This is a genomic window from Stenotrophomonas sp. STEN054 (assembly GCF_056854535.1).
Genome location: NZ_JBXFWG010000022.1, coordinates 51704 through 64518, shown reverse-complemented (window position 1 = coordinate 64518; position 12815 = coordinate 51704). Strand labels below are relative to the sequence as shown.

Below are 12815 nucleotides of genomic sequence, written 5' to 3'. Positions count from 1 at the left end.
GGGTGTTGTGTGCTTTTCTGTGTGCTTCTTTTTTGGGCCACTCGGGTCCTCCATGGATGGGTTCTCGGCGTGTCCCGCCCACCCACACCGCCCCGCCAACCCACGGACACCCAGCTTTTGACGTTGCTCTGGCTCGCAGCAGGTGCAGGGCTGCAAGCCCTGCAGCAAAAACCTACCGAACCTGCTCCTGCTTGCGCACGATCGCCATCGCAATCTCCAGCGACTGCTCGTAGTTCAACCGAGGGTCCACCGTCGACCGGTACGCACGCTCCAGGTCACGCTCGGTCAGCTCCCGCGCACCGCCGGTGCATTCGGTCACGTCCTCGCCGGTCAGCTCCAGGTGCACGCCCCCCAGCCGCGTGCCCGCCGCCGCATGCAGGTCGAAGGACATCTCCACCTCGCCGCGCACGTTGTCGAAGCGACGCGTCTTGAAGCCGTTCGCCGTGCTCTCGGTGTTGCCGTGCATCGCATCGCACACCCACAACACACGACGGCCATCGCGCTTCACCGCGTCCAGCAGCGGCGGCAGCTTCTCGGCAATCTGCGCCGCGCCCATGCGGTGGATGAAACTCAGGCGGCCGGGTTCGTCATCCGGATTCAGCACGTCGATCAAGCGCAGCAGCTGGTCCGGCTGCACCGACGGGCCCACCTTGATCGCGATCGGATTGCGCACGCCACGCAGGTACTCCACGTGCGCGCCATCCAGCGCGGCGGTGCGCATGCCGATCCACGGGTAATGCGTGCTCAGGTTCAACCAGCCCTGCTGGCGGGGCACCTGCCGGGTCAGCGCCTGCTCGTAGGGCAGCAGCAGCGCTTCGTGCGAGGTGTAGAAATCAATGCGGTTGAGGTTGTGCACGCGGGCCCCGGCCAGGGTCTCCATGAAGTGCACCGCGTCGCCGATGGAGGCCACCATCTTCTGGTACTCGGCGGCCAACGGCGAATGCCGCACCCACTCCAGGTTCCAGTACTCGGGATGGTGCAGGTCGGCGAAGCCACCGTCGATCAGCGCCCGCACGAAGTTCATCGTCATCGCCGAATGCGCGTGGGCCTGCAGCATCCGCTTCGGGTCCGGCAGGCGCGCGGCCTCGGTGAACGCCGGCGCATTGATCACGTCGCCGCGGTAGCTCGGCAGGGTCACGCCATCGCGGGTCTCGGTATCGGCCGAGCGCGGCTTGGCGTACTGGCCGGCGAAACGACCAACACGGATCACCGGCTGGCGCAGGCCGTGCACCAGCACCAGGCTCATCTGCAGCAGCACCTTCAGCCGGTTGGAGATCGTGCCCGATTCGCAGTCGCTGAAATTCTCGGCGCAGTCACCGCCCTGCAACAGGAAGCGCTTGCCTTCCTGCGCGTCGGCCAGCTGCTGCTTCAGGGCCAGGATCTCCCACGAGGTCACCAGCGGCGGCAGCCGCTTCAGCTCGTGCAGGGCGGCGTCCAGCGCGATGGGATCGGGATAGGTCGGCATCTGCAGGGCGGTCTTGCCACGCCAGCTCTCCGGCGACCAGCCAGCGCCGGCGGCGCTCGCAGCGGGATCGGAGACGGGCGGAACGGCGGACAGGCTCATTGCAGGATTCCGGGGTGGGGGGCGGTCATGGTCGCAGAGCCGGCCTCCTCCGCAAAGGCCCAGGCCCTTCTGCACATCACTGAACACCGGGGAAAGGGCAATGCGATCGGCCACAAACCGCATGACCACAGCCGACCTGACAGGCGCATGATTCGCTCCGCAGTGTTACGAAGTAACACCCCCATCCCTTCTTCCGGCTCCTTCCACAGCCCATCCGCCATGAAGCCCTCCCTGCTCGCTACCGGCATCACCCTCGCCCTGGCTCTGGCCAGCCTGCCCTCCCTCGCCCTGGCCGCGGATGCCGCCACGGATGCCGCGCCGGTGAAGGACCTCGACACGGTTACCGTCAGCGCCCAGCTCGACCAGGCGCGCAACGCGCTGTCGCCCGACATCGGCAGCAGCCAGTACCAGATCACCGCCGAAGACATCCAGAAGCAGCCGCTGGGCGCGTCCGCGCCGCTCAGCCAGGTGCTGCTGCAGGCGCCGGGCGTGGTCCAGGATTCCTACGGTGGCGTGCACGTGCGCGGCGATCACGCCAATCTGCAGTACCGCATCAACGGCGTGCTGCTGCCCGAGTCCATCTCCGGTTTCGGCCAGACCCTGGACGCGCGCACGATCAGGAGCATCCGCCTGATGGACGGCGCGCTGCCGGCGCAGTTCGGCGAGCGCACCGCCGCGGTGGTCGACATCACCACCCGCAGCGGCGCCGAGCTCGGCAATGGCGGCAGCGTCGGCATCACCACTGGCTCGTTCGGCAAGGTCAACCCGAATGCCTCGTGGTGGGGCTCGCAGGGGCGCTGGAGCTGGTTCCTGACCGGCAACTACGACCAGAACGACGTCGGCCTGGAAAACCCGACCAGCTCGCGCAGGCCGGAACATGACGACACCCATCAGGGCAAGGCCTTCGCCGACCTGACCTATCTGGTCAACGACACGACCCGCCTGAGTGTGTTCGCCGGCTTCTCCAACAACCGCTTCCAGATTCCGGTCAACCCGGGCCAGACTCCGCAGTTCGGCTACCTGGACACCTCCACCTTCGATTCCAGCCAGCTGGATGAGACGCAGCGCGAGACCACCCGCTTCGGCATGCTGGTGCTGCAGGGAACGCTGGGCGAGACCGCGTACCAGGTCTCGGCCGGGCAGCGGTACAGCGATGTCGGCTTCAATCCCGACGTGGCCGGCGACCTGGTGTTCAGTGGCGTCGCCTCGCAGGTCCAGCGCAGCAACCGCGCCAACACGCTGCAGGCGGATTTCTCCACGCCGCTGGGCGACAACCACACGCTGCGCTATGGCGTGTACGGCAACCAGGAGCGTGCCCGCGCCAGCAACAACAGCTGGGTGTTCCCGGTCGACGACGACGGCGCACAGACCAGCACCACGCCGCTGCAGATTGCCGACAGCAGCGCGTTCAAGGCCACCACGATGGCGGTCTACGTGCAGGACGAGTGGAAGATCGGCGAGGACTGGACGGTCAATTACGGCCTGCGCGGTGACCGCTACAAGGCCTTCGGCCAGACCGAGGGCCAGCTCAGCCCGCGCCTGGGCGTGGTCTGGACGGCCAGCGACAGCACCACCGTGCACGCCGGCTACTCGCGCTACTTCACCCCGCCGGCGAGCGAGCTGATCGCCACCAGCGACATCAGTCTGTATGACGGCACCACCAACGCGCAGCCGTCCGGTGGCAACAACATTCCGCTTGCCGAGCGCAGCGACTACTACGACATCGGCGTCTCCCAGCAGGTCGGCGACCACCTGACCCTGGGCCTGGATGCCTATGACCGCCGCGTCTCGCGCCTGCAGGACGAAGGCCAGTTCGGCGCCGCCTACATCTACTCAACGTTCAACTACCGTCGCGGCCACATCCGCGGCCTGGAATTCAGCGCCGACTACAGCAACGGTCCCTTCAGTGCCTACTTCAACGCAGCCCTGAACAAGGCCATCGGTACCGACGTCATCACCAGCCAATACAACCTCGATCCGGAGGCCCTGGCCTATGTGGCCGCCCACTGGATCCACCTGGACCACGACCAGAAGCTGACCTCGTCGGGTGGCTTCAGCTACGCCTTCGCCGGCCACAACCGCATCGGTGCGAACTATGTGTACGGCAGCGGCCTGCGCTCTGATACCGACACGGTGCCCAACGGTGGCGAGCTGCCGTCCTACCTGCAGGTGAACCTCAGCGCCGGGCACGACTTCAACGCCGACAGCGGGCATCCGCTGCACGTGCAGGTCGCGTTGATCAATGCACTGGATCGCAGCTACCAGTTGCGTGATGGCGGCGGAGTCGGCGTGTTCGCCCCGCAATGGGGCCCGCGCCGCGGTGCCTACCTGAGCCTGCAGCAGGACTTCTGAGGTGGGCGGGGTCGGATCCCTGATTCACAGTAGAGCCACGCCACGCGTGGCTGCCAGTGAGGTCAGAGCCCTTTGCTTGCGCAAAGGGATCCGACCCCGTTGTATTTTCAGCGCTTGACCTTGCGCAGCGACACCACCAGCGCCCACAGCGCCAGCAGCGCGAACCACACGCCGGACCACATCGGCATGGTCATGCCCAGGAAGGTCCAATCGATGTTGCCGCAGTTGCCGGTACCGGTCAGCACGGTGCGGAAGACTTCCAGCGGGCCCATCGTCTCGCTCAGGAAGGCCAGCGGCGGGCCACAGGTGGAGCCCATTTCCGGCGGCAGCATCTGCACGTACACGTGGCGCGCGGCAATGCCGAAGCCGACAGCGGCTGCGATGAAGGCGAGGATGCCGTAGGTCGCGCGCCCCGGGCGGTTGGACGGGCCGTGCACGGCACCGATCAGGAACAGCAGGCCGAGCGCGGCGAATGCCAGGCGCTGGAAAATGCACAACGGACAGGGCTCCAGGCCCATCTTCAGCTGCAGGAAGATGGCGAAGCCAAGCAGGCCCACGCAGATCAGGAAGCCCAACAGGAACTGGGCGCGGAAGGGCCAGCGCAAAGGATTCATCGTCAACGCTCGAACGGATCAGGCGCCAAGCGTAACCGAGAGCGCGTCCCGTTCGAACCGCCACACGGCACGCCTGTCGGAACGGTGTGGGTCAGATCCCTTTGCCGTAGCGCCGGACCACGCCCGGCGAGCGCAGCGGACATGGAAACGCCGGGCATGACCCGGCGCTACCAGAACGCAAAAGCCCGACAGAGGCCGGGCTTTCGCTGTGTCGCGTTGGAGCAGTCCGATTACTCGGCCACTTCCTCGGCCACGGCCGGACGGTCGACCAGCTCGACGTAGGCCATCGGAGCGTTATCGCCGGCGCGGAAGCCGCACTTCAGCAGACGCAGGTAGCCGCCCGGACGGTTCGCGTAGCGCGGGCCCAGGATGGTGAACAGGTTGCCCACGGCTTCGTTGTCACGCAGACGGGCAAAGGCCAGACGACGGTTGGCGACGGAGTCGACCTTGGCCAGGGTGATCAGCGGCTCGGCAACGCGGCGCAGTTCCTTGGCCTTCGGCAGGGTGGTCTTGATCAGCTCGTGCTTGAACAGCGAGGCGGCCATGTTCTTGAACATCGCTTCGCGATGGGCGCTGGTGCGGTTGAACTTACGGCCAGACTTCATGTGACGCATGGTGATATTCCTTGGTTAATGATGAGGCTGTGTGAATCGTTGTCGCCATCCTGGCGTTGCTGCACGGACTGCGGTTGGTCCTGGCCATCCGTCCTGGACGACCTGCCCGCGAACCTGGGGTTCGTCGTGGCGATGTATTGCTGCGTTGAAGGCCCCACCGCGAACGGTGGAGCCTCCAGGCATTACCGATATCAGCCCAGCATGCCGTGGCTGGCGACGCCGGCCGGCGGCCAGTTCTCCAGCTTCATGCCGAGTGACAGGCCGCGCTGAGCCAGCACTTCCTTGATCTCGGTGAGCGACTTCTTGCCCAAGTTCGGGGTCTTCAGCAGCTCCACTTCGGTCTTCTGGATCAGATCGCCGATGTAGTAGATGCTTTCGGCCTTCAGGCAGTTGGCCGAACGCACGGTCAGTTCCAGGTCGTCGATCGGGCGCAGCAGCACCGGATCCACGCCGTTGTTGGCCGGCTTGGCCGCACCGCGGTCGCGGTGGGTGAAGTCACCGAACACCGACAGCTGGTCGCTGAGGATGTCGGCGGCGGTGCGCACGGCTTCCTCGGCGTCAATGGTGCCGTTGGTCTCGATATCGATGACCAGCTTGTCCAGGTCGGTACGCTGTTCGACACGAGCCGCTTCCACGGCATAGGCGACGCGGCGGACCGGCGAGAACGAGGCATCCAGGACCAGGCGGCCGATGGCACGGGTTTCTTCGTCCGGACGACGACGCGCGGCAGCCGGCTGGTAGCCGAAACCACGTTCGATCTTCAGACGCATGTTGATCGCCGTGTCCTTGGTCAGGTGGCAGATCACGTGATCGCTGTTCAGGATCTCCACATTGTGGTCGACCTTGATGTCAGCTGCAGTGACAACGCCCGGGCCCTGCTTGGACAGGGACAGGGTGGCGCTGTCTCCGGAATGCATACGGATGGCCACGTCCTTCAGGTTCAGCAGGACTTCGAGCACATCTTCCTGCAGACCTTCGACCGTGGTGTACTCGTGCAACACGCCGTCGATTTCGACTTCCGTGATGGCGAAGCCCGGGATGGACGACAGCAGCACGCGACGCAGGGCATTGCCCAGCGTATGCCCGTAACCCCGCTCCAAAGGTTCGATAACGACCTTTGCACGGGTGTCGGTAAGGCGTTCGATCTGCGGACCGCGAGGACGCAGAACCTGGTTGGCGGTAACCGTCATGTTGCGGGTTCTCCTAGTGAACCCCCGGCCGTCGCCGGGGGCTCTCCAATGTGAATTACTTCGAATACAGCTCGACGATCAGCGCTTCGTTGATGTCCGCAGGCAGATCCGAACGATCCGGAACAGCCTTGAAGATGCCGGTGAACTTGCCGGAATCCACTTCAACCCACGACGGGCTCAGGTCATGCTGGGCGGCGACGGTCAGGGCTTCCTGGACGCGCAGCTGCTTGGCAGCCTTTTCAGACAGAGCGATGGCGTCGCCAGCCTTGACCTGGTACGAAGCCAGGTTGACCGACTTGCCATTCACGGTGACGCCGCGGTGCGACACCAGCTGACGGGCAGCCGGACGGGTCACGGCGAAGCCCATGCGGTAGACGACGTTGTCCAGGCGGGTTTCCAGCAGCTGCAGCAGGTTCTCGCCGGTGTTGCCCTTCTTGGTCGAGGCCTTCTTGTAGTAGTTGCGGAACTGACGCTCCAGCAGGCCGTAGATACGCTTGACCTTCTGCTTTTCACGCAGCTGGGTGGCGTAGTCGGACAGCTTGCCCTTGCGGGCAGTGGCGCCGTGCTGGCCGGGCTTCTGCTCCAGCTTGCACTTGGAGTCCAGCGCACGCGCCGGGCTCTTCAGGGACAGGTCGGCGCCTTCGCGACGGGCGAGCTTACAGGTAGGACCGATATAACGAGCCATTTCTTATCGCTCCCTTTAGACGCGACGCTTCTTCGGCGGACGGCACCCGTTGTGCGGGATAGGCGTCACGTCGATGATGTTGGTGATCTTGTAGCCGACGTTGTTCAACGAACGCACGGCCGACTCACGGCCCGGACCCGGACCCTTGATGCGGACTTCCAGCGACTTCACGCCGTAGTCCAGCGCAGCACGACCGGCCTTTTCAGCAGCCACCTGGGCAGCGAACGGGGTCGACTTGCGCGAACCGCGGAAGCCAGCGCCACCGGAGGTCGCCCACGACAGAGCGTTGCCCTGGCGGTCGGTGATGGTCACGATGGTGTTGTTGAACGAAGCGTGGACGTGGGCAACGCCGTCGGTGACGACGCGCTTGATCTTCTTCTTGGTCTTAGCAGCAGGCTTAGCCATTTATAGGTCCCTTACTTCCTGATCGCCTTGCGCGGGCCCTTGCGGGTGCGGGCGTTGGTACGGGTGCGCTGGCCACGCAGCGGCAGGCCGCGACGGTGACGCAGGCCGCGATAGCAGCCCAGGTCCATCAGGCGCTTGATCGCAATGCCGATTTCACGGCGCAGATCGCCTTCCACGATGTACTTGCCGACTTCGGCGCGCAGGCGCTCGATTTCCGGCTCCGACAGATCGCGGATCTTGGTGGTCGAAGCAACGCCTGCGACTTCGCAGACCTTCTTCGAACGGGTACGGCCGATGCCGTAAATGCTTTGCAACCCGACCCAGACGTGCTTCTGGGCTGGCAGGTTGACGCCTGCAATACGCGCCATGACGCGGTTCTCCAGCTGAGTGATGGCCGACAGCGCGCCTCAGGCACGCCAATCCGGCAGGATGGATCAAAAAAGTGAACTAGCGATACTAACAAGGTTCCGGTTTACATGGAAGCCCGTGAAACAATGAAGTTTCATGGACCCGGCCTGGGGAGTGTGCCCAGGCTCCGGCGCCGGACAAGGTTGGACCTGGGGGTTTCCCCCGGGGCCGCCCGCGCTACTCCAGCGCAGGACCACCTCGCCACACCCCCACCCGGAACCGCTGCGGGGGCCGCCCTTCGTTTGTGTGGCCAGAGTCCGCGAAGCGGAGGACCATCACGTCAGGAAGACGAAAGTATAACAGGCTTATCAGCCGCGGGCAAAACCGCCGCGGTTCCCGCCCTTCAGGTTGGCCTTCTTCAACAGGCTCTCGTACTGGTGGGACATGAGGTGCGCCTGCACCTGGGCGATGAAGTCCATCACCACCACCACGACGATCAGCAGCGAAGTACCACCGAAGTAGAACGAGGCGTTCAGCTGCGTGCGCATCAGTTCCGGCAGCAGGCAGACGATCACCAGGTAAGCCGAACCGGCAGCGGTCAGTCGGGTCAGCACGCCGTCGATGTAGTCGGCGGTGGCCTTGCCCGGACGGATGCCCGGAATCAGCGCGCCCGACTTCTTCAGATTGTCGGCGGTTTCCTGCGAGTTGAACACCAGCGCGGTATAGAAGAACGCGAAACCGGTGATCAGCGCAGCGAACACGATCATGTGCAGCGGCTCGCCCGGGCCCAGGGCGTTGGCGACCTTCTGCAGGGTCTGGCCGACGGCGCTCTGGTTGGCGGCCTGGCCGGACCACATGGCCAGGGTGGCCGGGAAGGCCAGCAGGCTCGAGGCGAAGATCGCCGGAATGACGCCGGCCATGTTCAGCTTCAGCGGCAGGAACGAAGTCTGGTTCATGTACGCGTTGCGACCGCCCTGGCGGCGCGCGTAGTTGACCGTGATCCGGCGCTGGCCGCGCTCGACGAACACCACGAAGAAGGTGAAGGCGAGGACGACGATGGCGATCAGCAGCAGCTGGATGAACTGGATGTTGCCGTCGCGGTAGGCGTCGAAGGTGTGGATGACCGCACCCGGCAGGCCGGCCACGATACCGGCGAAGATGATCAGCGAGACGCCGTTGCCGATGCCGCGCTCGGTGACCTGCTCACCGACCCACATCAGGAACATGGTGCCGGCGGTCAGCGCGACCACGGCGGTGAGCACGAAGCCCATGCCCGGTGCGTAGACCACCGCAGCGCCCGACGGTGCCACCTGGTTCTGCAGCGCCAGGGCGATCGAACCGCCCTGCACCACCGCCAGCAGCACGGCGCCGATGCGCGAATACTGGGTGATCTTGCGACGCCCGGACTCACCTTCCTTCTGCATCGCCTTCAGGGCGGGGAAGATGTGGGTGGCCAGCTGCATCACGATCGATGCCGAGATGTACGGCATCACGTTGAGCGCGAAGATGCTCAAACGGTGCAGGGCGCCGCCCGAGAACATGTTGAACATGTCCACGATGCCGCCGCCCTGCTGTTGCATCATGGCAAGCATGGCATCGGGATTGACGCCCGGCACCGGCACATAACAGCCGATGCGATAGACGATCAAAGCCCCGACGACGAACAGCAAACGTTGGCGAAGTTCAGTGAACTTGCCCATTCCGCCCGCGAGGTTACCGATGCCAGCTTGCGCCATGATTTTCTTACTCCGTCACGCTGCCGCCGGCAGCTTCGATTGCAGCCTTGGCACCGGCCGTGGCAGCAATACCCTTCAGGGTGAACGCCTTGGTCAGTTCGCCCTTGAGGACGACCTTGGCCTTCTTTGCAGTGCTCGGGACCAGCTTGGCAGCACGCAGGGCGGCGAAGTCGATCTCACCGGCCGGCAGCTTGTCCAGCGCGTACAGCAGCACTTCAGCGGTGTCCTTGGCGATCGGCGAACGGAAGCCGATCTTCGGCAGACGACGCTGCATGGGGGTCTGGCCGCCTTCGAAGCCAGCCTTGATCTTGCCGCCACCCTTACGGGCGAACGAACCCTTGTGGCCGCGGCCGGCAGTCTTGCCCAGGCCCGAGCCGATACCACGACCGACGCGGGTACGCTCGGTGCGGGCGCCCGGTGCCGGGCTCAGTTCATTGAGACGCAGAGTCATGATCGATTACTCCTCAACCTTGACGAGGTAGTGAACGGTGTTGATCAGACCGCGAACCTGCGGGCTGTCCTTCAGTTCACGGACATCGTTGAGCTTGTTCAGGCCCAGGGCACGCACCGACAGGCGGTGACGCGACTGGGTACCACGCAGGCCGCGCACCAGGCGCACCTTCACAGTCTTGTTGGACTCATTAGCCATGGTTGAGTTCCTCCACCTTCTTGCCGCGCTTGGCCGCGATGCGAGCCGGCGACTGCGCAGCAGACAGGCCCTTCACGGTGGCACGCACCAGGTTGATCGGGTTGCGCGAACCGGTGGCCTTGGCCAGCACGTTCTTCACGCCAACCGCTTCCAGCACGGCGCGCATGGCGCCGCCGGCGATGACGCCAGTACCTTCGGAAGCCGGCTGCATGAACACGCGGGCTGCGCCGTGACCATCCTTGATGGTGTGCCACAAGGTGCCGTTGTTCAAGTCAACGCTGACCAGGTTCTTGCGAGCCTGTTCCATCGACTTCTGGATGGCGACCGGCACTTCGCGCGCCTTGCCATAGCCGAAACCGACCTTGCCTTCGCCGTCGCCGACCACGGTCAGGGCGGTGAAGGTGAACTGGCGGCCACCCTTGACGGTCTTGCTGACGCGGTTGACCGCGACCAGCTTTTCGATCATGCCGTCGTCGACTTTCTCTTCGCGGTTACGGTCGCGATCGCGACCCCGCTGCTGACGTTCTTCTGCCATCTTGATTCCTTGGTAGTTTGGGTATGTACGGCTCGGGGCCGCTTATGGTTGTGGAGTACCGCGTTGGTGCGGTGGGCCGCTGCAGAAGAGCGGCGCCGCCCCGCCTCACTCAGGCGGGCGAGCAGGCGGACAGGGGACGCGAGGTCCCCTGCCCTTATCCCTTAGAACTGCAGGCCGGCTTCGCGGGCGGCTTCTGCCAGGGCCTTGATGCGGCCGTGGTAGCGGTAGCCCGAACGATCAAAGGCAACCTTCTCGACGCCGGCGGCCTTGGCGCGCTCAGCAACGATACGGCCAACCTTGGCGGCGGCATCGGCGTTCTTGCCGTTCTTCAGGCCTTCCATGACGTCGGTCTGGGTGGTGTTGGCGGCAGCCAGCACCTTGGAACCGTCGGCGGTGAAGACCTGGGCGTACAGGTGCTGGCCGGTGCGCAGCACCGACAGGCGGGCAACGCCGAGCTCACGAATGTGGGCGCGGGTCGACTTGGCGCGACGCAGGCGGGCGATGTTCTTGTTCATTTTGATTGTTCCTTGAAAGCTGAAGGATGGGCTTTTCCCTGAGGAGTCCGCACAGGGATGTGCGGGCTCTTGCGAGGGACTCGCACTTACGCCTTCTTGGCTTCCTTACGGATGATGACTTCGTCGGAGTACTTCACGCCCTTGCCCTTGTACGGTTCCGGCTTGCGGAACGCACGGATCTTGGCGGCGACTTCACCGACGACCTGCTTGTCAGCGCCCTGCACCAGAATTTCGGTCTGGGTCGGGGTGGTGATGGTGATGCCTTCCGGCGCCACGAACACGATCGGGTGCGAGTAACCGAGCGAAAGGCTCAGGTCCTTGCCCTGCATGGCAGCACGGTAACCCACGCCGACCAGCTCCAGCTTGCGCTCGAAGCCTTCGGAAACACCCTTGACCATGTTGGCCAGGATGGCGCGGACGGTGCCGGTCAGCGGGACCAGGTCAGCGTTCTCGGTGCTCAGGGTGGCAACGCCGTTGTCGACGTTGATGGCAATGCCAGCCGGCTTCGGCAGCGACAGGGTGCCCTTCGGGCCCTTGACGGTGACGGAATCGGCCTGGACGTTCAGTTCAGTCTTACCCAGGGTGACGGGCTTCTTGGCTACGCGGGACATAGTATTACTCCTTTCGCCTTAGGCCACGAAGCACAGGACTTCGCCGCCGACGCCCAGCTGGCGCGCCTGCGCATCAGTCATGATGCCCTTGGAGGTGGAAATGATGGAGATGCCCAGGCCATTCATGACCTTCGGCAGCTCGCTCTTGCCGCGGTACTGGCGCAGGCCCGAACGCGAGAAGCGCTTCAGGGTCGCGATGACCGGCTTGCCTTCGAAATACTTCAGCACGATTTCCAGCTCGGACTTGTTGTTTTCCAGCTGGGTCACGCGCAGGTCGGTGATGTAACCCTCGTCCTTCAGGACCTGGGCGATCGCAACCTTGATCTTGGACGACGGGGCTTTCACCGTCTGCTTGCCAACCGCGGCCGCATTCTTGATGCGGACCAGCAGGTCGGCGATGGGATCAGTCATGCTCATATGAGTACCTTTGAGTGCACCGATATCCGCTTTCGCGAAAATCTGTTGTCTCCTGGAAACGGGCCAGGTCCCTTGTTGCGGCGGGCCATCGGCCTGCCCTGCTACCCCGTTTGCACAGAGCAAGACGCGGGAGTATACGCCAAAAGAGCCCGGCTTGCGCCGGGCTCCCTGGTTTTTTTGCGTCGGGGAAGCTGAATGCTTCCCCTGCCCGGTTCAGGAACCCCCGGAGGGGCTCCTGATCACAGGGCCGGCCGGGATTACCAGCTGGCCTTGCGCAGGCCCGGGACGTCGCCACGCATGGTGGCTTCGCGCAGCTTGTTACGGCCCAGGCCGAACTTGCTGTAGACGCCACGCGGACGACCCGACAGTTCGCAACGGTTGCGATGGCGGCTCGGCGACGAATCGCGCGGCAGCTTGGCCAGCTTGGTTGCGGCGTCGATCTTCTCTTCGTAGGTCGCGTCCACGGAGGACACGATCTTCTTCAGAGCCGCACGCTTTTCAGCGTACTTCTTTGCCAGCTTTTCCCGCTTGATGTCGCGGTTGACCATGGAGGTCTTTGCCATTTCGGATTCCTCGACGG

At 64.5% G+C, this 12815-nt stretch carries 16 protein-coding genes; 1 reads left to right on the top strand and 15 read right to left on the bottom strand.

Going from position 1 to position 12815, the window contains the following annotated elements:
- Positions 1-172 precede the first annotated feature (172 nt).
- The gene (locus AC1VXD_RS11010; RefSeq protein WP_482992060.1) at positions 173-1564 is read right to left on the bottom strand and encodes a class II 3-deoxy-7-phosphoheptulonate synthase; all 1392 of its coding nucleotides are present in this window, start codon (positions 1562-1564) and stop codon (positions 173-175) included.
- A 219-nt stretch (positions 1565-1783) separates the two neighbouring features.
- Between AC1VXD_RS11010 and AC1VXD_RS11005 the strand changes: the two genes are divergently transcribed.
- Positions 1784-3916 (top strand): TonB-dependent receptor, encoded by a 2133-nt coding sequence (locus AC1VXD_RS11005; RefSeq protein WP_482992059.1) that lies wholly within the window; start codon positions 1784-1786, stop codon positions 3914-3916.
- 107 nt (positions 3917-4023) lie between these two features.
- On the opposite strand, the gene AC1VXD_RS11000 is transcribed toward AC1VXD_RS11005, so the two are convergent.
- The 14 genes from AC1VXD_RS11000 to rpsN form a co-directional block, all read right to left on the bottom strand.
- Complete coding sequence (locus AC1VXD_RS11000) at positions 4024-4530, bottom strand: disulfide bond formation protein B (protein WP_108767854.1); 507 nt, start codon at positions 4528-4530, stop codon at positions 4024-4026.
- Positions 4531-4760: 230 nt separating this feature from the next.
- Positions 4761-5144, bottom strand: a complete 384-nt coding sequence (gene rplQ, locus AC1VXD_RS10995) for a 50S ribosomal protein L17 (protein WP_079220763.1) — start codon at positions 5142-5144, stop codon at positions 4761-4763.
- 191 nt (positions 5145-5335) lie between these two features.
- Positions 5336-6334 (bottom strand): DNA-directed RNA polymerase subunit alpha, encoded by a 999-nt coding sequence (locus AC1VXD_RS10990; protein ID WP_079220762.1) that lies wholly within the window; start codon positions 6332-6334, stop codon positions 5336-5338.
- Between the two features lie 55 nt (positions 6335-6389).
- Positions 6390-7019: a 30S ribosomal protein S4 gene (rpsD, locus tag AC1VXD_RS10985; protein WP_004145446.1), complete on the bottom strand. Its 630-nt coding sequence runs from the start codon at positions 7017-7019 to the stop codon at positions 6390-6392.
- 15 nt (positions 7020-7034) lie between these two features.
- Positions 7035-7424 (bottom strand): 30S ribosomal protein S11, encoded by a 390-nt coding sequence (rpsK, locus tag AC1VXD_RS10980; protein ID WP_004145443.1) that lies wholly within the window; start codon positions 7422-7424, stop codon positions 7035-7037.
- Between the two features lie 11 nt (positions 7425-7435).
- Positions 7436-7792 carry a 30S ribosomal protein S13 gene (rpsM, locus tag AC1VXD_RS10975; protein ID WP_004145437.1) on the bottom strand — a complete coding sequence of 119 codons (357 nt, stop codon included), beginning with the start codon at positions 7790-7792 and terminating at the stop codon, positions 7436-7438.
- A gap of 348 nt (positions 7793-8140) precedes the next feature.
- On the bottom strand, positions 8141-9508 hold the full coding sequence (secY, locus tag AC1VXD_RS10970; protein WP_108746021.1) for a preprotein translocase subunit SecY: 1368 nt from the start codon (positions 9506-9508) through the stop codon (positions 8141-8143).
- Positions 9509-9515: 7 nt separating this feature from the next.
- Complete coding sequence (rplO, locus tag AC1VXD_RS10965) at positions 9516-9959, bottom strand: 50S ribosomal protein L15 (protein WP_108758325.1); 444 nt, start codon at positions 9957-9959, stop codon at positions 9516-9518.
- Positions 9960-9965: 6 nt separating this feature from the next.
- Positions 9966-10157, bottom strand: a complete 192-nt coding sequence (gene rpmD / locus AC1VXD_RS10960) for a 50S ribosomal protein L30 (protein WP_004154497.1) — start codon at positions 10155-10157, stop codon at positions 9966-9968.
- Entirely contained in the window at positions 10150-10692 is a 543-nt protein-coding gene (rpsE, locus tag AC1VXD_RS10955) for a 30S ribosomal protein S5 (RefSeq protein ID WP_004145411.1), read from the bottom strand. The genes rpmD and rpsE overlap by 8 nt, the downstream gene beginning before the upstream one ends.
- Positions 10693-10853: 161 nt before the next feature.
- A complete protein-coding gene (rplR, locus tag AC1VXD_RS10950; protein WP_024957318.1) occupies positions 10854-11213 on the bottom strand; it encodes a 50S ribosomal protein L18 in 360 nt (119 codons plus the stop codon).
- 80 nt (positions 11214-11293) lie between these two features.
- Complete coding sequence (gene rplF, locus AC1VXD_RS10945; RefSeq protein ID WP_108767852.1) at positions 11294-11818, bottom strand: 50S ribosomal protein L6; 525 nt, start codon at positions 11816-11818, stop codon at positions 11294-11296.
- An 18-nt stretch (positions 11819-11836) separates the two neighbouring features.
- On the bottom strand, positions 11837-12235 hold the full coding sequence (gene rpsH / locus AC1VXD_RS10940; RefSeq protein ID WP_005408210.1) for a 30S ribosomal protein S8: 399 nt from the start codon (positions 12233-12235) through the stop codon (positions 11837-11839).
- Positions 12236-12492: 257 nt separating this feature from the next.
- Positions 12493-12798: a 30S ribosomal protein S14 gene (gene rpsN, locus AC1VXD_RS10935; protein WP_079220758.1), complete on the bottom strand. Its 306-nt coding sequence runs from the start codon at positions 12796-12798 to the stop codon at positions 12493-12495.
- Between the last annotated feature and the right edge of the window lie 17 nt (positions 12799-12815).

What these genes read in the sequence shown, in the direction of transcription:
- rpsN (WP_079220758.1), bottom strand. Translation starts at nt 12,798, where the DNA reads ATGGCAAAGACCTCCATGGTCAACCGCGACATCAAGCGGGAAAAGCTG.
- rpsM (WP_004145437.1), bottom strand. Translation starts at nt 7,792, where the DNA reads ATGGCGCGTATTGCAGGCGTCAACCTGCCAGCCCAGAAGCACGTCTGG.
- AC1VXD_RS10990 (WP_079220762.1), bottom strand. Translation starts at nt 6,334, where the DNA reads ATGACGGTTACCGCCAACCAGGTTCTGCGTCCTCGCGGTCCGCAGATC.
- AC1VXD_RS11000 (WP_108767854.1), bottom strand. Translation starts at nt 4,530, where the DNA reads ATGAATCCTTTGCGCTGGCCCTTCCGCGCCCAGTTCCTGTTGGGCTTC.
- rplF (WP_108767852.1), bottom strand. Translation starts at nt 11,818, where the DNA reads ATGTCCCGCGTAGCCAAGAAGCCCGTCACCCTGGGTAAGACTGAACTG.
- rpsK (WP_004145443.1), bottom strand. Translation starts at nt 7,424, where the DNA reads ATGGCTAAGCCTGCTGCTAAGACCAAGAAGAAGATCAAGCGCGTCGTC.
- AC1VXD_RS11005 (WP_482992059.1), top strand. Translation starts at nt 1,784, where the DNA reads ATGAAGCCCTCCCTGCTCGCTACCGGCATCACCCTCGCCCTGGCTCTG.
- rpsD (WP_004145446.1), bottom strand. Translation starts at nt 7,019, where the DNA reads ATGGCTCGTTATATCGGTCCTACCTGTAAGCTCGCCCGTCGCGAAGGC.
- rplQ (WP_079220763.1), bottom strand. Translation starts at nt 5,144, where the DNA reads ATGCGTCACATGAAGTCTGGCCGTAAGTTCAACCGCACCAGCGCCCAT.
- rpmD (WP_004154497.1), bottom strand. Translation starts at nt 10,157, where the DNA reads ATGGCTAATGAGTCCAACAAGACTGTGAAGGTGCGCCTGGTGCGCGGC.
- secY (WP_108746021.1), bottom strand. Translation starts at nt 9,508, where the DNA reads ATGGCGCAAGCTGGCATCGGTAACCTCGCGGGCGGAATGGGCAAGTTC.
- rplO (WP_108758325.1), bottom strand. Translation starts at nt 9,959, where the DNA reads ATGACTCTGCGTCTCAATGAACTGAGCCCGGCACCGGGCGCCCGCACC.
- AC1VXD_RS11010 (WP_482992060.1), bottom strand. Translation starts at nt 1,564, where the DNA reads ATGAGCCTGTCCGCCGTTCCGCCCGTCTCCGATCCCGCTGCGAGCGCC.
- rpsE (WP_004145411.1), bottom strand. Translation starts at nt 10,692, where the DNA reads ATGGCAGAAGAACGTCAGCAGCGGGGTCGCGATCGCGACCGTAACCGC.
- rpsH (WP_005408210.1), bottom strand. Translation starts at nt 12,235, where the DNA reads ATGAGCATGACTGATCCCATCGCCGACCTGCTGGTCCGCATCAAGAAT.